The organism is Azospirillum sp. UFLA03-27 (assembly GCF_059803775.1).
On sequence record NZ_JAUQTX010000142.1, the window covers coordinates 1 to 17,379 of the forward strand.

Annotated in this window: 14 protein-coding genes; all 14 read right to left on the reverse strand. The window is 68.1% G+C overall.

From position 1 onward, the window contains the following. Nucleotides 1–177 precede the first annotated feature (177 nt). The 14 genes from Q4I23_RS20100 to Q4I23_RS20165 all read right to left on the reverse strand — a co-directional run bounded on the left by Q4I23_RS20100 (nucleotide 178) and on the right by Q4I23_RS20165 (nucleotide 17,287). Nucleotides 178–1,005, reverse strand: a complete 828-nt coding sequence (locus Q4I23_RS20100; protein WP_498527365.1) for a universal stress protein — start codon at nucleotides 1,003–1,005, stop codon at nucleotides 178–180. 30 nt (nucleotides 1,006–1,035) lie between these two features. Further along, nucleotides 1,036–1,935: a hydroxymethylglutaryl-CoA lyase gene (locus Q4I23_RS20105; protein WP_498527366.1), complete on the reverse strand. Its 900-nt coding sequence runs from the start codon at nucleotides 1,933–1,935 to the stop codon at nucleotides 1,036–1,038. 2 nt (nucleotides 1,936–1,937) lie between these two features. Next, the gene (locus Q4I23_RS20110) at nucleotides 1,938–3,941 is read right to left on the reverse strand and encodes an acetyl/propionyl/methylcrotonyl-CoA carboxylase subunit alpha (RefSeq protein ID WP_498527367.1); all 2,004 of its coding nucleotides are present in this window, start codon (nucleotides 3,939–3,941) and stop codon (nucleotides 1,938–1,940) included. 6 nt (nucleotides 3,942–3,947) lie between these two features. Continuing rightward, complete coding sequence (locus tag Q4I23_RS20115; RefSeq protein ID WP_498527368.1) at nucleotides 3,948–4,742, reverse strand: enoyl-CoA hydratase/isomerase family protein; 795 nt, start codon at nucleotides 4,740–4,742, stop codon at nucleotides 3,948–3,950. A gap of 17 nt (nucleotides 4,743–4,759) precedes the next feature. Further along, complete coding sequence (locus Q4I23_RS20120; RefSeq protein ID WP_498527369.1) at nucleotides 4,760–6,367, reverse strand: carboxyl transferase domain-containing protein; 1,608 nt, start codon at nucleotides 6,365–6,367, stop codon at nucleotides 4,760–4,762. Between the two features lie 28 nt (nucleotides 6,368–6,395). Then, nucleotides 6,396–7,529, reverse strand: coding sequence for an acyl-CoA dehydrogenase (locus tag Q4I23_RS20125; protein ID WP_498527370.1), 1,134 nt, complete (start codon nucleotides 7,527–7,529; stop codon nucleotides 6,396–6,398). Between the two features lie 144 nt (nucleotides 7,530–7,673). After that, on the reverse strand, nucleotides 7,674–8,861 hold the full coding sequence (locus Q4I23_RS20130; RefSeq protein WP_498527371.1) for an acetyl-CoA C-acyltransferase: 1,188 nt from the start codon (nucleotides 8,859–8,861) through the stop codon (nucleotides 7,674–7,676). A 30-nt stretch (nucleotides 8,862–8,891) separates the two neighbouring features. Then, nucleotides 8,892–10,064, reverse strand: a complete 1,173-nt coding sequence (locus Q4I23_RS20135) for an isovaleryl-CoA dehydrogenase (protein ID WP_149163742.1) — start codon at nucleotides 10,062–10,064, stop codon at nucleotides 8,892–8,894. 140 nt (nucleotides 10,065–10,204) lie between these two features. Beyond that, the gene (locus Q4I23_RS20140) at nucleotides 10,205–11,698 is read right to left on the reverse strand and encodes an aldehyde dehydrogenase family protein (RefSeq protein ID WP_498527372.1); all 1,494 of its coding nucleotides are present in this window, start codon (nucleotides 11,696–11,698) and stop codon (nucleotides 10,205–10,207) included. 50 nt (nucleotides 11,699–11,748) lie between these two features. Beyond that, entirely contained in the window at nucleotides 11,749–12,978 is a 1,230-nt protein-coding gene (locus Q4I23_RS20145) for a phenylacetate--CoA ligase family protein (protein ID WP_498527373.1), read from the reverse strand. Between the two features lie 56 nt (nucleotides 12,979–13,034). Further along, nucleotides 13,035–13,895 carry an ABC transporter ATP-binding protein gene (locus Q4I23_RS20150; protein ID WP_014241708.1) on the reverse strand — a complete coding sequence of 287 codons (861 nt, stop codon included), beginning with the start codon at nucleotides 13,893–13,895 and terminating at the stop codon, nucleotides 13,035–13,037. Between the two features lie 76 nt (nucleotides 13,896–13,971). Then, entirely contained in the window at nucleotides 13,972–15,255 is a 1,284-nt protein-coding gene (locus Q4I23_RS20155; RefSeq protein WP_498527374.1) for an ABC transporter substrate-binding protein, read from the reverse strand. A 55-nt stretch (nucleotides 15,256–15,310) separates the two neighbouring features. After that, nucleotides 15,311–16,384 (reverse strand): branched-chain amino acid ABC transporter permease, encoded by a 1,074-nt coding sequence (locus tag Q4I23_RS20160; protein WP_109469029.1) that lies wholly within the window; start codon nucleotides 16,382–16,384, stop codon nucleotides 15,311–15,313. A 15-nt stretch (nucleotides 16,385–16,399) separates the two neighbouring features. Further along, nucleotides 16,400–17,287 carry a branched-chain amino acid ABC transporter permease gene (locus Q4I23_RS20165; protein ID WP_014241711.1) on the reverse strand — a complete coding sequence of 296 codons (888 nt, stop codon included), beginning with the start codon at nucleotides 17,285–17,287 and terminating at the stop codon, nucleotides 16,400–16,402. Nucleotides 17,288–17,379 lie beyond the last annotated feature (92 nt).

The window sequence follows — 17,379 nt, forward strand, 5'->3', positions numbered from 1 at the left end:
GCGTATAATCGTCGGCAGCGTCAGATGTGTATAAGAGACAGGTTTCAGGCGGATGGCCGCGCTCAGGCCCGACGGGCCGGCTCCGACGACAAGGACGTCGTACTCCATCACTTCGCGCGGGTCGCGAGCCATCTCGTCAGCCATTTCTTCTTCTTTCCTTTTTTCGTGCGAACAAACTCAGTGCGACAACAGAACGGGAAGGGTCATCTGGCGCAGGATCTGGCGGGTGTTGCTGCCCCGCCCGAACAGCGGGAACAGCGAACCGCCATAGCCGCCGAACCCGCCCATCACTAGAAGATCGGCGCCATGATCGGACGCGCGCGACAGCACGGCGTCCATGGGGGTCATGCTGGCGATGGTCATGCGTTCCTGCGTGGCCGTCACGCCGTGGCTCGCCAGATGCTCAAGGATGTCGACCTGCGGGACGTTGCCGCCCCCCTCCGCCCGCGGCTGCGTGTGGAAGGCGAGCAGGAGCACCGAACTCGCCCCCTTCAGCAGCGGCAGCGCGTCGTTGACGGCGCGGGCGGCCTCGCGGCTGCCGTTCCAGGCGATCACCGGACGGTCGGCGAGCTGGGGATAGGTGCCGGCGTGCGGCACGACCAGGATCGGGCGCCCGGCGTTCAGAACCACCTCTTCGAGCAGGTCCGCCGGGACGCGGCTGTCCTCCGGGTCGTGCTGGCCGAAGACGGCGAGGTCCACGTAACGCGAGCAGATCACCGTCTCGGCGATGACATGGCCGTACTCGCCGTGGCCGAGCTGCCACCAGCGCGTCGTCACGCCGGCCTCCCGGGCCTTCTCTTCGAACAGGTCCCGCGCGCGCTGCGCCGCCTGGGTCAGCGCCGGGCCGGCCTTGCGCGTGACGATGCCGGCGCCGGAGCTGTCGCTCTGCGCGAACAGGCCGGTCAGCGTCGCGCCATGCTTCTGCGCCAGGGTCAGGGCGACGGTCAGCCGCTCCCCGCAGCGGTCGCTGTCGTCCACATGCACCAGCAGGTTTGTGAAGCTCATGGCGCCCTTCCCTTCCCTCTTCCCCGTGTTTTACGCACATCCCCGCGCGCGGGCGACCTTCGAGGCGGTCGGACGGCCGATGGCATCGCTGATATAAGCGCCAGCCGCCACCAGCCGGTCGAGGTCCACCCCCGTCTCGATGCCCAGCCCGTTCAGCATGTAGAGCACGTCCTCGCTCGCCACGTTGCCCGACGCCCCCTTGGCGTAGGGGCAGCCGCCCAGCCCGGCGACGGAGCTGTCCACCACCGCCACGCCCATCTCCAGCGTCGCCAGGATGTTGGCGAGCGCCTGGCCGTAGGTGTCGTGGAAATGCACCGCCAAGCGCTCCATCGGCACGCGCTCCGCCACCGCCGCGATCATCGCCTGGGCCTTGGCCGGGGTGCCGGTGCCGATGGTGTCGCCGAGCGAGACCTCGTAACAGCCCATGTCGAGCAGCCGGCCGGCCACCTCGGCCACCGCCGCCGGGGCGATCTCCCCCTCGTAGGGGCAGCCGAGCACGCAGGAGACGTAGCCGCGCACCGGCACGCCCCGAGCCTTCGCCTGCTCCAGCACCGGAACGAAGCGGTCCAGGCTTTCGGCGATGGAGCAGTTGATGTTCTTCTGGCTGAAGCTTTCCGACGCGGCGGCGAAGACCGCCACCTCGTCGGCGCGGGCGGCGAGCGCGCCCTCCAGCCCCTTGGCGTTCGGTGTGAGGGCTGCATAGCGCACCCCCTCCTTGCGGCGGATGCCGGCGAAGACGTCCGGCGTGTCGGCCATCTGCGGGACCCATTTGGGCGACACGAAGCTGCCGGCCTCGATGGCGGTCAGCCCGGCGTCGGTCAGCCGGTCGACCAGACCGATCTTCACCGCCGTCGGGACGATCTGCTTCTCGTTCTGGAGGCCGTCGCGCGGGCCGACCTCCACCATGCGGACGCTCCTGGGCAGACGCATGCTCATCCCTCCGCCACGTCGAGGACCAGCAGGTCCACGCCTTCGGACACCTGATCGCCCGCCGCGAAGTTGACGGCGCTGACCGTGCCGGCGGCGGGGGCCTTGATGGTGTGCTCCATCTTCATCGCCTCCAGCAGCATCAGCGGCGCGCCCGCCTCCACCGTCTGGCCGGGCTCGACCAGCACGCGGACGACGGTGCCGGGCATCGGCGCGGTCAGGCGGCCGGACCCGCCCTCCTGCTCCGCGGCGCGGGCGGTCGGGTCGTCCAGATGCAGGCGCCACACCGCTCCATCCGATAGGATGGTCAGGTCCAGCCCCTGGCAGACCACCGTGGCGCGGGTGCGCACCGCGTCGATGGTGGCGGTCAGCGTCTCGCCATCGAGCGTCACCCGCTCCGCCCGGATGGCCGGGCGGCCCTCCACCTCGATCTCGTAGCCGTCGGGGCGGAAATGCAGGGTCAGGCCGCGCGGCGTGTCGCCGTCGAGCAGGCGCAGGTCGTGGTGGTTGTCGTCGTTGAGGCGCCAGCCGCTGGCCGACAGCCAGGGCGACCAGGGATCCGACGCGGCGCGGCGGGCCTTGCGGGCGTCGGCGTTGCGGCGGAGCAGCACGCTGAGCGCGGCGATGGCCAGCCCGCGGTCCGGCACCGGAGCCGGCGGGGGCAGCAGATCGGCGCGGTGCCGCTCGATGAAGCCGGTGTCGATCTCCACCGCGCGGAAGGCCGGATGCCCGGCGATGGCGCCGAGGAAGGCGACGTTGGTGGTCACCCCGACCACCTCGTAGGCGGCGAGCGCCACGCGCAAGCGGCGGAGTGCCGCCTCGCGGTCCTCGTCCCAGACGATCAGCTTGGCGATCATCGGGTCGTAGAACATGGTGACCTCGTCGCCCTCGCGGACGCCGGTGTCGACGCGGACATGGTCGTTCTCGGCGGGCGGGCGCAGGCGGACCAGCTTGCCGATGGCCGGCAGGAACTCGCGCTGCGGGTCCTCCGCGTAGAGGCGCGCCTCGAAGGCGTGGCCGCGGCGGGTGAGCTGGTCCTGCATCAGCGGCAGCGTGCCGCCGGCGGCGACGCGCAGCTGCCATTCGACGAGGTCCTGGCCGGTGATCTTCTCGGTCACCGGATGCTCGACCTGGAGGCGGGTGTTCATCTCGATGAAGTAGAATCCGCCGTCCTCGTAGAGGAATTCCACGGTCCCGGCGCCGACGTAGTTCACCGCCTTGGCGGCGGCCACCGCGGCCTCGCCCATGCGGCGGCGCAGGTCGTCGGGCAGCGCCGGGGCCGGGGCCTCCTCGATCACCTTCTGATGGCGGCGCTGGATCGAGCAGTCGCGCTCGAACAGATAGACGCCGTTGCCGTGGGTGTCGCAGAAGACCTGGATCTCCACATGGCGCGGGCGGCCCAGATACTTTTCCAGAAGCACGCTGTCGTCGCCGAAGGCGGCCTTCGCCTCGCGCTTGGCGCCGGCGACCGCGTCGGCGAATTCGCCGGCGGCGCGGACCACGCGCATCCCCTTGCCGCCGCCGCCCGCCGACGCCTTGACCAGCACCGGGTAGCCGATGCGCTCGGCCTCCGCGCTCAACGTCTCCAGGTCCTGGGCCTCGCCGTGGAAGCCGGGGACCAGCGGCACGTCGACCTGGGACATCACGCGCTTGGATTCCGCCTTGGAGCCCATGACGCGGATGGCCTCGATCGGCGGGCCGATGAAGACCACGCCGGCCTCGGCGCAGGCCGCCGCGAAGCCGGCGTTCTCCGACAGGAAGCCGTAGCCGGGATGGATGGCCTGGGCGCCGGTGCGCTTCGCGACCTCAAGGATCGCGTCGCCGCGCAGGTAGCTCTCGCCGACCGGCGCCGGGCCGATGCAGACGGCCTCGTCGGCCATCTCCACATGCATGGCGCGGGCGTCGGCTTCCGAGTACACGGCGACGGTGCGGATGCCCATGCGGCGGGCGGTGCGGATGACGCGGCAGGCGATCTCGCCGCGGTTTGCGATCAGAATCTTGTCGAACATGGTCCGTCAGCTCCGCCACGCCGGTTCGCGTTTCTCCAGGAAGGCGCCGACGCCCTCCCTCCCCTCGTCGCTCGCGCGCTGGCGGGCGATGCGCTCCGCCGTGTCGCGGACCAGCGCGTCGTCCAGCGGACGGCGCGCCACGGCGCGGATCAGCTCCTTGGCCGCGGTCTGCGAGGCCGGGCCGCATTGCAGCAGGTTGCGCACCATCACCTCGACCGCGGCGTCCAGCTCCGTCGCCGGGAGGGTCTGGTGCAGCAGGCCGAGCCGCAGCGCCTCGGCGGCGGAGAAGCGCTCCGCCGTCAGGAAGTAGCGTCGGCAGGTGCGCTCGCCCATCGCGGCGACGACGTAGGGGCTGATGACCGCGGGGATCAGGCCCAGCCGCACCTCGGTCAAGGCGAAGCTGGCGGTCTCGGCGGCGATGGCGATGTCGCAGGCGGCGACCAGCCCCACCCCGCCGCCGAAGGCCGGACCCTGCACCACGGCGATGGTCGGCTTCGGGCATTCGTCCAGCGTGCGCAGCATGGTGGCGAGGCCCATGGCGTCCTCGACGTTTTCGCCATGGCTGTAACCCGCCATCTTCTTCATCCAGCCGAGGTCGGCTCCGGCGGAAAAGCTCTTGCCCGCGCCGCGCAGCAGGATGGCGCGGACGTCCGGGTTCGATCCCAGGCTGAGGAAGGCGTCGGTTAGATCGGCGATGACCCGCTCGTTGAAGGCGTTGTGCACCTCCGCCCGGTTCATCGTAACGGTCGCCACGCCGCCCAGGGAGCCGCTGTCGGCGATGTCGATCAGAATGTCGCTCATGCTCGTCGTCCCCCCGCTCACATCCGGAACACGCCGAAGGTGGTCTTCTCGACCGGGGCGTTCAGCGACGCCGACAGGCCGAGGCCGAGCACCATGCGGGTGTCCGCCGGGTCGATGATGCCGTCGTCCCACAGCCGGGCGGAGGCGTAGTAGGGATGGCCCTGGTCCTCGTACTGCTGGCGGATCGGGGCCTTGAAGGCCTCCTCCTCCTCCGGCGCCCAGCTCCTGCCCTGGGATTCCATGGCGTCGCGCCGGACCTGGGCGAGCACGCCCGCGGCCTGTTCCCCACCCATCACGGAGATGCGCGAGTTCGGCCACATCCACAGGAAGCGCGGGCTGTAGGCGCGGCCGCACATGCCGTAGTTGCCCGCACCATAGCTGCCGCCGATGATGACGGTGAATTTCGGCACCTTGGCGCAGGCGACGGCGGTGACCAGCTTCGCGCCGTCCTTGGCGATGCCGCCCGCCTCGTACTTCCGCCCGACCATGAAGCCGGTGATGTTCTGCAGGAAGACCAGCGGAATGCCGCGCTGGCAGCACAACTCGACGAAATGCGCGCCCTTCAGGGCGGATTCGCTGAACAGGATGCCGTTGTTGGCGATGATGCCGACCGGATAGCCGAAGATGTGGGCGAAGCCGCAGACCAGCGTCGTGCCGTAGAGCGGCTTGAACTCGTCCAGCACCGAGCCGTCGACCACTCGGGCGATGACCTCGCGCACGTCGAAGGGCTTGCGCGGGTCGCTGGGGATCACGCCGTAGAGTTCACGGGGGTCGTAGGCCGGCTCCTGCGGCTCGCGCAGGTCCATGTCGATGCGCTTGCTGCGGTTCAGGTTCGACACGACCTTGCGCGCCATGGCGAGCGCGTGGGCGTCGTTCATCGCGTAATGGTCGGTCACGCCGGAGGTGCGGGAATGCACGTCGGCCCCGCCGAGGTCCTCCGCCGACACCACCTCCCCGGTCGCCGCCTTCACCAGCGGCGGGCCGCCGAGGAAGATGGTGCCCTGGTTGCGCACGATGATCGCCTCGTCCGACATGGCGGGCACATAGGCGCCGCCCGCCGTGCAGCTTCCCATCACCACGGCGATCTGCGGGATGCCCTGGGCCGACATGTTGGCCTGATTGAAGAAGATGCGGCCGAAATGGTCGCGGTCGGGGAACACCTCGTCCTGGTTCGGCAGGTTGGCGCCGCCCGAATCGACCAGATAGATGCAGGGCAGGTTGTTCTGCTGCGCCACTTCCTGCGCCCGCAGGTGCTTCTTGACGGTCAGCGGGAAGTAGGTGCCGCCCTTCACGGTGGCGTCGTTGACGACCACCATGCATTCCTGCCCAGCCACGCTGCCGATGCCGGTGATGATGCCTGCCGCCGGGATGTCGTCGTCATAGACCTTGTAGGCGGCCATCTGCGACAGCTCCAGGAAGGGCGATCCCACGTCGAGAAGCTGGCGGATGCGCTCGCGCGGCAGCAGCTTTCCGCGGGACAGGTGCTTGTCGCGGGCCTTGGCGCCGCCGCCCTGCTTGATGGCGCCCACCTTCTCGCGCAGGTCGGCGACCAGGGCGGACATGGCGTCGGCGTTCTTCTGGAACTCGGCGGAGCGCGGGTTCAGGGCGCTCTTCAGGACGGTCATGGCCGTCGTCCTCCCGTCTCTTCTTGTTCTACTGCATCAGGGCGCGGCTGATGACCAGCCGTTGAATGTCGCTCGTGCCCTCATAGATCTGGCAGACGCGCACGTCTCTATAAATGCGCTCCACCGGGAAATCATTCAGGTAGCCGTATCCGCCGTGGATCTGGATGGCGTCGGAGCAGACGCGCTCGGCGATTTCCGAGGCGAACAGCTTCGCCATCGCCGCCTCCTTCAGGCAGGGCTCGCCCGCGTCGCGCAGGCTCGCGGCGTGCAGGACGAGCTGGCGCGCGGCCTCCACCTTCGTCGCCATGTCGGCCAGCCGGAAGGCCACCGCCTGATGCTGGATGATCGGCACGCCCATGCTCTGCCGCTCCTGGGCGTAGCGGGTGGCGTGGTCGAGCGCGGAACGCGCCATGCCCACCGACTGCGACGCGATGCCGATGCGCCCGCCCTCCAGATTGGCGAGCGCCACCCGGTAGCCGCCGCCCTCCGCGCCGAGCATCAGGTCGGCGGGGATGCGGCAGTCCTCAAGGACGATCTGGCAGGTATCGGAACAGCTCTGGCCGAGCTTCTCCTCGACCCGCGCGACCTGGAAGCCGGGGGTGTCGGTCGGCACGATGAAGGCGGTGATGCCCTTCTTGCCGGCGTCGGGGTCGCTGACCGCGAAGACGATGGCGACGTCGGCGTTCTTGCCGGAGGTGATGAACTGCTTGGTGCCGTTGAGGACCCAGTGGTTGCCGTCGCGGCGGGCGCGGGTCTTGATGGCGGCGGCGTCGGACCCCGCCTGCGGCTCGGTCAGGCAGAAGCAGCCGAGTTGCTCGCCGCGGGCCATCGGCTTCAGGAAGCGGTCCTTCTGCTCGGCGCTGCCGAACTTCAGGATCGGCATGCAGCCGACGGAGTTGTGCACGCTCATGATGGTGGAGATGGCGCCATCGCCCGCCGCGATCTCCTCAATGGCGAGCGCGTAGGCGATGTGGTCGGTGCCGGCGCCATCGAACTCCTCCGGCACCAGCATGCCCATCAGGCCGAGCCGGCCCATCTCGGCCAACTCCTCCCTGGGGAAGGCGCCGGTGCGGTCGCGCTCGGCGGCGGTGGGCGCCAGCCGCTCCGCCGCGAAGTCCCGCGCCATGTCGCGCACCATCCGCTGCTCTTCCGTCAGCCGCATTGCTTTCCCTCCCGTTCTCCCTCTCCCCTCCGGGGAGAGGGCCGGGGTGAGGGGGTTGCGCTTTTGCCGAACGCTTCGACATGCGCAACCCCCTCACCCTAACCCTCTCCCCGGAGGGGAGAGGGGATTATGATTCCCCTGCCCTTACACCAACTCCACCGCCACCGCCGTGGCCTCGCCGCCGCCGATGCACAGCGAGGCAACGCCGCGCTTCAGCCCGTTCTTCTCCAGCGCCGCCAGCAGCGTGACGAGGATGCGCGCCCCCGAGGCACCGATCGGATGGCCGAGCGCGCAGGCGCCGCCATGCACGTTGATCTTGTCGTGCGGGATGTCGAGTTCGCGCATGGCCGCCATGGCGACCACGGCGAAGGCCTCGTTCAGCTCGTAGAGGTCCACGTCCTTGGCCGACCAGCCGGCGCGCTCCAGCACCTTATTGATCGCACCGACCGGGGCGGTGGTGAACCAGGCCGGGGCCTGGGCGTGGTTGGCGTGGGCCTTGATCTCCGCCAGGATCGGCAGGCCCAGCTTCTCCGCGTTCGACCGGGTGGTCAGCACCAGCGCCGCCGCACCGTCGGAAATGGAGGAGGCGTTGGCCGCCGTCACCGTGCCGTCCTTGGCGAAGGCCGGCTTCAGCGTCGGGATCTTGGCCGGGTCGGCCTTCAGCGGCTGCTCGTCCTTCTCCACCACCGTGTCGCCCTTGCGGCCCTTGACGATGACCGCGGTGATCTCCTTGACGAAGCTGCCGTCCTCGGTCGCGCGGCGGGCGCGGTTCAGGCTCTCGATGGCGTAGTTGTCCTGCGCCTCGCGGGTGAACTGGTAATGGGTGGCGCATTCCTCCGCGAAGGTGCCCATCAGGCGCCCGCGGTCGTAGGCGTCCTCCAGCCCGTCGAGGAACATGTGGTCGAGCACGCGCCCATGGCCCATGCGGTAGCCGCCGCGCGCACGGTCCAGCAAGTAGGGAGCGTTGGACATGCTCTCCATGCCGCCGGCGACCATGATCTCCGCCGAGCCGGCCTTGATGAGGTCGGTGGCGAGCATCACCGCCTTCATGCCAGACCCGCAGACCTTGGAGATGGTCGTGCAGCCCGCCGCCTCCGGGATGCCGGCGCCGAGCGACGCCTGACGGGCCGGCGCCTGCCCCAGACCGGCGGGCAGGACGTTGCCCATGAAGACCTCGTCCACGGCGTCCGGCTTCACGCCCGCGCGCTCCAGCGCCGCCTTGATGGCGGCGGAGCCGAGCTGCGGCGCGGTCAGCCCCTGCAAGTCGCCCTGGAAGCCACCCATCGGCGTGCGGGCGGCGCCCGCGATGACAACGGTATCGGTCATGGTCATTCCCTTCCCTCCGGCTTTATGCCGTTTCCCTCAGGCCGTTTCCTTGAACAGCTCGCGCCCGATCAGCATGCGGCGGATCTCGCTGGTGCCGGCGCCGATCTCGTAGAGCTTGGCGTCGCGCAGCAGGCGGCCCGTCGGGTATTCGTTGATGTAGCCATTGCCGCCCAGAGTCTGAATGGCCTCCAGCGCCATCCAGGTCGCCTTTTCGGCGGCGAAGAGGATCGCCCCGGCGGCGTCCTTGCGGGCCGTCTCGCCGCGGTCGCAGGCCTTGGCGACGGCGTACACGTAGGCCTTGGCGGCGTTCATGATCGTGTACATGTCGGCCAGCTTGCCCTGCATGAGCTGGAACTCGCCGATCGGCTGGCCGAACTGCTTGCGGTCGTGCAGATAGGGAACCACCACGTCCATGCAGGCCTGCATGATGCCGAGCGGCCCGCCGGCCAGCACCGCGCGCTCATAGTCGAGGCCCGACATCAGCACGTTCACACCGCGCCCGACGCCGCCCAGGATGTTCTCCTCCGGCACCTCGCAATCCTCGAACACCAACTCGCCGGTGTTGGAGCCGCGCATGCCCAGCTTGTCGAGTTTCTGCGCGACGGAGAAGCCCTTGAAGGACTTCTCAATAAGGAAGGCGGTGATGCCGCGCGGGCCGGCGTTGACGTCGGTCTTGGCGTAGACCACCAGCGTGTCGGCGTCCGGCCCGTTGGTGATCCACATCTTCGTGCCGTTCAGCACGTAGCGGTCGCCCTTCTTCTCAGCGCGCAGCTTCATCGACACCACGTCGGACCCGGCGTTCGGCTCCGACATGGCGAGCGCGCCGATGTGCTCGCCGGAAATCAGCTTGGGCAGGTAGCGGGTCTTCTGCTCCGCCGTGCCGTTCTTGCGGATCTGGTTGACGCAGAGGTTGGAGTGCGCGCCGTAGCTGAGGCCGACCGAGGCCGAGGCACGGGAGATCTCCTCCATCGCCACGACATGCTCCAGATAGCCCATGCCGGCGCCGCCGTATTCCTCCTCCGCCGTGATGCCGAGCACGCCGAGGTCGCCGAACTTCCGCCACAGCTCGTTCGGGAACTCGTTGGTCCGGTCGATCTCGGCGGCGCGGGGCGCGATCTCGTCGGCGGCGAAACTGCGCACGGTGTCGCGCAGCATGTCCGCGGATTCGCCGAGGTCGAAGTTCAGGGTCGGATACTGGTTCGACAGCATGGTGTTGGCGCTCCCCCCGGAGGTCTGTTCTTCGTTCCCGCCATACGGCGACGTATGGAGCCGTACGGTAGCGTATGGAAATGGGCGTGGCAAGGCCTCTTGGCCCGTCCCCCTTCTGGAGGAGGGCCAAGAGGGTCAGTTCACTTCATGTTGATGATGATCGTCTTCTTGTGGGTGAAGTGCTCCAGCATCGCTTCCAGCGAGGCCTCCTTGCCCAGCCCCGACGACTTCACGCCGCCATAGGACAGGTTCGGCTGCACCACCAGATTCTGGTTCACCTGGACGAATCCGGCCTCCAGGCGATGCACCGCGTCCATGGCCACCTTCAGGTCGCGCGTCCAGATCGTCGCGGCGAGGCCGTATTCGGTGTCGTTGGCCTGGGCGATGACCTCTTCGTAGTCGGTCCAGCGGATGACGCAGCAGACCGGGCCGAAGATTTCCTCCTGCGCAATGCGGTCGCTGTTCTTCACGCCGGTGAAGATATGCGGCTGTACGTACAGGCCCTTGGTCAGTTTCGGGTCGGACGGCATTGCGGAGCAGACATGCGGCGTCGCCCCACCCTCCTTGCCAATGGCGATGTAGCTCTGCACCCGGTCGAGCTGCTGTGGCGAGACAATGGTGCCGATGTCGGTCGACTCGTCCAGCGGGTCGCCCATCTTCATCGCGTTCACCTTCTCCTTCAGCTTCTCCACGAAAGCGTCGTGGATGCTGTCATGGACGAAGATGCGCGACGATGCGGTACAGCTCTGGCCCTGGCGGGTGAAGCGCATGCCGGCGATGGCGCCCGCGATGGCCTGATCCAAGTCGGCGTCGCCGCAGACGATCATCGGGCTCTTGCCGCCCAGCTCCAGCGTCACCGGGATCAGCTTCTCGGCGGCGGTCTTGTAGACGATCTTGCCGGTCTCGACCGAGCCGGTGAAGGTCACCTTCTTGACGTCCTTGTGCGCCACCAGCGGGGCGCCGCATTCCGGGCCGTAGCCCGACAGGATGTTCACCACACCTGCCGGAATCACCGTGTTGATGAGCTGCACGACGCGCAGCACGGCGAGCGGCGCCTCCTCCGCCGACTTCACCACCACGGCGTTGCCCGCCACCATCGCGGGGGCGATCTTCAGCGCCATCAGCAGCAGCGGCACGTTCCATGGAATGATCGCGCCGACCACGCCCACCGGCTCGCGCACCGTCATGGTCAGCATCGACGGGTTGAAGGGAATGGTTTCACCCTTCAACTCCGGCGCCAAGCCGCCGAAGAAGACGAAGGCGTCGGACAGGACGCCGGCCTCGACGCGCGATTCGGTGCGCAGGGCCTTGCCGGTCTCCAGCGCGATCAGCTTGGCGATTTCCTCCTTGTGGGCGTCGAGCACGCGCCCGCACTCGGCGACCAGCTTGCCGCGCTCGCGCACCGGACGCTTGGCCCATTCCTTCTGCGCGGCCACCGCGGCGGCCACCGCGGCATCGACGTCCGCCGCCTCGCCGAAGGCGGCCTCGGCGACCGTCTCGCCGGTCGCCGGGTTCACGACGGGGAAGCCCTTGCCGGAGGAGGCCGGGCGGAAGTCGCCGCCGAAGAAATGCTTGCCCGACAGCTCCCTGGCGAGCGCGAAGGGGTCGAGCTGGAGGTCGGTGCTGACGCTCATGTCGAAAAGGTCCTTGTGTGTATCGGGTCGGTTATCGTTGTTTTCGGGTCTCAGGCGCGGGCGTCCTCGATGACCTTGCCGTCGTTGGGCAGGCTGCCGGGGGCCGCGAACTCCACGACACCCTTCAATTTGGTGACGGCGGCCAGAGTTTCACGCACCGAAGCCGCCAATGCCTCGCCGGACTCGAGCGACTCGCAGCGCAGGGTCATGGTGTCATTGGCGTCCTCCCGCCCGACGACGAGGCGGGCCTTGCCGATCTGCGGGTGACGGCGCAGCACCTCGGCGATCTGCTGCGGGTGGACGAACATGCCCTTGACCTTGGTGGTCTGGTCGGCGCGGCCCATCCAGCCCTTCAGCCGCATGTTGGTGCGCCCGCAGGGGCTTTCGCCGGGCAGGACGGCCGACAGGTCGCCGGTGGCGAAGCGGACCAGCGGATAGGCCTGGTTGAAGGTGGTGACGACGACCTCCCCGACCTCCCCCGCCGGCACGGGATCGCCGGTGCCGGGGCGGACGATCTCCACGATCACGCCCTCCTCCACCACCAGCCCGGCGCGGGCCGTCGTCTCGTAGGCGACGAGGCCGAGGTCGGCGGTGCCGTAGCTCTGGTAGGCGGCGATGCCCCGGCCCTCGTAATAGGCGCGGGCGTCCGGCAGGAAGGGGCCGCCGGTCAGATGGCCGATCATGATGGAGGACAGGTCCAGCCCCAGCTCATCGCCCTTCTCCAGGATGATCTTCAGGAAGTCGGGCGTGCCGATGTAGGCCCGCGGCTTCAGATGGGCGGCGACCTGGGCCTGCATCTCGGTGTTGCCGACTCCGGCGGGGATGACCGCGCAGCCCAGCGCGTGCGCCCCCGTCTCGAACATCGAGCCCGCGGGGGTCAGGTGGTAGGCGAAGCAGTTCTGCACGAGGTCGCCGCCGCGAATGCCCGAGGCGTAGAGCGCCCGCGCGGTGCGCCAAGGGTCCGTGCCGTGCGCCTCCGGATCGTGGATCGGGCCGGGCGAGGCGAAGACGCGGGCCAACCGCCCGATGGGGACGGTGGTCATTCCGCCGAAGGGCGGCGCGTCCTTCTGCAGCGCGATCAGGTCCGACTTGCGCGTCACCGGCAGCGCGGCGAGCGCCGCCCGGTCACCGACGGCGGCAGGGTCCACATCGGCCAGCAGGCGGGTGAAGTAGGGCGCGTTCGCCTTGGCGTGGGCGATCTGCGCCGGCAGCGCCGCGAACAGCTCCGCCTCGCGCCGGTCGGGAGAGCGGGTTTCGAGTTGATCGTAAGTGTCGGACACCGATGCCTCCCGGCTGTTTTTCTTGTCCCCTCTACCCTCTGGGGAGAGGGAAACGTTCAAATCCAGCGCTTCCGGCGCTTGAAGCTCTTCAGATTCTTGAAGCTCTTTCGCTCTTCGTTGCCGCCGCCGAGGTAGAATTCCTTCACGTCCTCGTTGTTGCGCAGCTCTTCGGCGGTGCCGTCCAGAACGACCTTGCCGTTCTCCATGATGTAGCCGCGCGTCGCGGCCTGGAGCGCCATGCGGGCGTTCTGCTCAACTAGCAGGATGGTGACGCCCAAGTCCTTGTTGATCTGCCGGATGATGCTGAAGACCTCCTTCACCATCAGCGGTGACAGGCCCATGGACGGCTCGTCCATCAGGATCAGCTTCGGCCGCGCCATCATCGCGCGCCCGATGGCCAGCATCTGCTGCTCGCCGCCGGACAGGTAGCCGGCGAGGCCGGTGCGCTCCTTCAGGCGAGGAAAGTAGTGATAGACCATCTCGATGTCGTCCTTCACGCCGCCGTCGCGGCGGGTGAAGGCGCCGAGGCGCAGATTCTCCTGGCAGGTCATGTCGCCGATGATGCGGCGGCCCTCCATCACCTGGAAGATGCCGCGCCGGACGATCTTGTCGGGGTCGATGCCGTTGATGCGCTCGCCCGCGAAGGAAATGTCGCCGCGCGTGACCTCGCCGTCCTCGGTCTTCAGCAGCCCGGAGATGGCCTTCAGCGTCGTCGATTTGCCGGCGCCGTTGGCGCCCAGCAGGGCGACGATCTCCCCTTCCGGCACTTCCAGGCTGAGACCGCGGAGCACCAGGATGACGTCGTTGTAGACGACCTCGATGTTGTTGACGGACAGCAGCGGCGCCTTGGCCGTGCCGGGAACCGGCGCCGGAGCGCTGGCGGGATTGACCGCGGCGGTCGCGGTGGCGGCGTTCATGATGCGGCACCTGATGCAGTGAGACGGGACGGGTGCCCCCGCCGCCCTTTCACGGCGACGGCGGGGGCGGTCCGGCTTACCAGCCCAGCCACTCCGGCTTGCGCGGGACGTCGACGGTGGCGATCTTCTCCAGCTTGATCGTGCCGGCCTTCACCAGCTCGTCCACCGAACCGCCGGTGTCGCCGGTCACGTTGGCGCGGTACAGGTTGACCTTGTCCATGCCGCGGTGGTCGGTCTCGGTCCAGGTCGACGGCACGCAGACGCCCTCGAGGCCCGCCGGCACCCAATCCTTCTTCTGGTACATGCCCTTGCGGATGTTCGGGCCGGTCACGCCGCCGTTCTGCTTCGCCCAGTCCATCGCTTCCTTCATGTAAAAGGCGGAGCAGATGCCCGACACGTAGTGCACGGGACGGTAGGCGGTGCCGGCGGCGTCGGAGACCTTGGAGATCTCCTTGACGATCTTCATGCCCGGCGCGTCGCCGCCCCAGATCGCCGCGGTGCGCACCGGGAAGATCACGCCGTTGGCGGCGGAACCGGCGGCCTTGGCGGCGTTCTCGTCCATGCCCCAGACGTTGCCCATGAACTGCACCTGCGCGCCGACCGTCTGGCAGGCCTTCAGCACGGAGATGTTCGAGCCTGCCGTGTTGCCGAGATAGGCGTAGTTGGCGCCGGCCTCCTTCAGCGTCAGGCACTGGGCGGTGTAGTCGCCCGGCGTCAGGGCGAACTGGACCGCCGGCAGGACGTCGAAGCCAAGCTCCTTGGCGAGCGCCTCACCCGCTTCCTTCGGTGCGTTCGGGTAGGGGTGGTTGGCGCCCATGTGGACGTACTTGGGCTTGCCCGAGCCGCCCTTCTTCTTCCAGTCGTCGGCCGCCCACATCAGCATGGCGCGCAGGCCGTCGGAGTAGGACGGGCCGTAGAAGAAGTTGTACGGGGCCGGCTTGGAGCCGTGCGGGCCCTTGCCGGTCGGGTCGGTCAGGTGGCCCGAGTAGGAGCCGGAATAGTAGGGGATCTCGTCCTTGCCGACGAAGCCGGTCAGTGCCTCGGTGTCGGCGGTGCCCCAGCCCTGGATGGCCGCGACCTTGCCGCTGCCCGACGACCACTTCTTGTACTGGCTGATGGCGCGCGGCGCCTGATAGCCGTAGTCCACGGTCTCGACGTCCATCGTCGTGCCGCCGACGCCGCCGTTCTTGTTGATGTAGGCGAGCGCGTCGGCGACGCCCTGGCCGAAGGGCACGCCCACGTCCGACGTGGCGCCGGACTGGTCGGCGAGGTGGCCGACCGGGATCTTCTGGGCGTTGGCGGTCCCGGTGCCGAGCAGGACAACGGCGGCGGACGCCAGCAGGACGGTCTTCATGGTCATGGTGCGTTTTCTCCCAGTCGTTATGTTTTTCAGAAGCCGTGTTGCGAAAAGCGTGTCAGTGCGAGAACGGGTAGAGCTTCCAGTAGGCCTTGATCTGCTTCCAGCGGTGGGCCAGCCCGTCCGGCTCGAAGACCAGGAACAGGATGATGACCAGGCCGATGGCCATTTCGCGCAGGAAGGCGATGGCCTCCCTCAGGTTCAGCGCGGCGTCGATGGCGGTGCCGGACAGCGCCGTGGTGATGGCCTGCATCACCTCGGGCAGCAGCACCATGAAGGCGGTGCCCATCAGCGAGCCCATGATCGAGCCCAGGCCCCCGATGATGATCATGCCGAGGAACTGGATCGAGAAGAGGATCGTGAAGCCCTCCACCGACACGAACTGCAGGTAGTGGGCGTAGAGCGCGCCGCCGATGCCGGCGTAGAAGGACGAGATGCCGAAGGACATCGTGCGGTACTTGGTCAGGTTGATGCCCATGATCTCCGCGGAGAGATAATGGTCACGGACCGCCACCAGCGCCCGCCCGTCGCGGGACCGCATCAGGTTGGTCGCCAGGATGTACATGACGACCACATAGACCAGCACGACGTAGAAGAAGCTCTCGTCGGTGTCGAAGGCGTAGCCGAACAGGGTGAACGGCTCCGCGATGGTGCCGGCGGTGCCGCCGGTGAACCAGTCGGCGCGCGAGAAGAAGTCCTGGAGGATGTACTGCGCCGCCAGTGTGGCGATGGCGAGGTACAGGCCCTTCAGCCGCGCCGCCGGGATGCCGAACAGCATGCCGACCGCGGTGGTCATCACGCCGGCCAGCGGGATGGCGAGCGCCACCGGGATGCCGAAGCTGTTCGACAGCCACGCCGACGAGAAGGCGCCGAAGCCGAAGAAGGCGGCGTGCCCGATGGAGATCTGGCCGGTGAATCCGACCAGGATGTTCAGCCCCAGCGCCGCGATGCCGAGATAGCCGATCTGGATGCACAGGTTCAGCCAGTAGCGGTCCATGAAGGCCGGGCAGAGCAGCAGCAGCGCCACGCCCAGGATCGCGAAGTTGCGGCTGGTCTTGGTCGGGAAGATGGTCGTGTCGGCGGCGTACCGGGTCTTGAAGTCGCCGCAGGGGATGAGACTGATGTTCGCCATGGTTGCGGCCGCTCCTTACACGCGCTCGATGTCCTTGGTGCCGAAGAGGCCGTAGGGCTTGATCATCAGGATGACGATCAGGACGTAGAAGGGGGCGATCTCGTACATGTTGCCCCAGTTCAGCCACTGGCTGTCCAGGTAGTGCGCGAGATTCTCCAGCACGCCGACGATCAGGCCGCCCAGAACCGCCCCGGCCACGCTGTCCAGCCCGCCGAGGATGACCGCCGGGAAGACCTTGATGCCGAAGAAGGAGAGCGCGGAGGACACGCCGTTGACGACGCCGACCGTGACGCCGGCCACCGCCGACACCATGGCGGAGATGGCCCAGCTCATCGCGAACATGTGGCGGACAGAGATGCCCAGCGACTGCGCCACCTGCTGGTCGAAGGCGGTCGCCCGCATCGCCAGACCCATCCGCGAGTATTTGAAGAACCAGCCGAAGCCCGCCATGATCAGGATCGAGATGACCAGGCTCATCACGTAGACGGTCTGCACGTCGAGCCCGAGGATATTCACGGTCGGGCTGGCGAAGATGGTCGGGAACGGCTTGGCGAAGACGCCGAACATCCACTTCATCATCGCCTGGAAGAAGATCGACAGGCCGATGGTGACCATGATGACGGAGATGATCGGCTCCCCGATCATCGGCCGCAGCACGACGACCTGAAGCACGATGCCGAAGACCAGCATGAAGGCCAGCGTGATCGGGAAGCCGATCCAGAAGGGCAGTTGCCAGGAGGTCAGCAGCCACCAGCAGGTCCATGCGCCGATCAGCAGGAATTCGCCCTGGGCGAAGTTCACGATGCGGCTGGCCTTGTAGATCAGCACGAAGGACATCGCCACGACGCCGTACAGCGCGCCGACGATCAGTCCGTTGACGAGAAGCTGGAAGAGCAAGGTCATGGGCGGGTCTCCCCGAAACCGCAATTCTTATCCCCTCTCCCCCCCGGGAAGCTGTCTCTTATACACATCTGACGCTGCCGACGATTATACGC

Bases quoted from the DNA above. Each gene is read 5' to 3' on its own strand.
- Q4I23_RS20100 (WP_498527365.1), bottom strand. From the start codon at position 1,005: ATGAGCTTCACAAACCTGCTGGTGCATGTGGACGACAGCGACCGCTGC.
- Q4I23_RS20105 (WP_498527366.1), bottom strand. From the start codon at position 1,935: ATGCGTCTGCCCAGGAGCGTCCGCATGGTGGAGGTCGGCCCGCGCGAC.
- Q4I23_RS20110 (WP_498527367.1), bottom strand. From the start codon at position 3,941: ATGTTCGACAAGATTCTGATCGCAAACCGCGGCGAGATCGCCTGCCGC.
- Q4I23_RS20115 (WP_498527368.1), bottom strand. From the start codon at position 4,742: ATGAGCGACATTCTGATCGACATCGCCGACAGCGGCTCCCTGGGCGGC.
- Q4I23_RS20120 (WP_498527369.1), bottom strand. From the start codon at position 6,367: ATGACCGTCCTGAAGAGCGCCCTGAACCCGCGCTCCGCCGAGTTCCAG.
- Q4I23_RS20125 (WP_498527370.1), bottom strand. From the start codon at position 7,529: ATGCGGCTGACGGAAGAGCAGCGGATGGTGCGCGACATGGCGCGGGAC.
- Q4I23_RS20130 (WP_498527371.1), bottom strand. From the start codon at position 8,861: ATGACCATGACCGATACCGTTGTCATCGCGGGCGCCGCCCGCACGCCG.
- Q4I23_RS20135 (WP_149163742.1), bottom strand. From the start codon at position 10,064: ATGCTGTCGAACCAGTATCCGACCCTGAACTTCGACCTCGGCGAATCC.
- Q4I23_RS20140 (WP_498527372.1), bottom strand. From the start codon at position 11,698: ATGAGCGTCAGCACCGACCTCCAGCTCGACCCCTTCGCGCTCGCCAGG.
- Q4I23_RS20150 (WP_014241708.1), bottom strand. From the start codon at position 13,895: ATGAACGCCGCCACCGCGACCGCCGCGGTCAATCCCGCCAGCGCTCCG.
- Q4I23_RS20155 (WP_498527374.1), bottom strand. From the start codon at position 15,255: ATGACCATGAAGACCGTCCTGCTGGCGTCCGCCGCCGTTGTCCTGCTC.
- Q4I23_RS20160 (WP_109469029.1), bottom strand. From the start codon at position 16,384: ATGGCGAACATCAGTCTCATCCCCTGCGGCGACTTCAAGACCCGGTAC.
- Q4I23_RS20165 (WP_014241711.1), bottom strand. From the start codon at position 17,287: ATGACCTTGCTCTTCCAGCTTCTCGTCAACGGACTGATCGTCGGCGCG.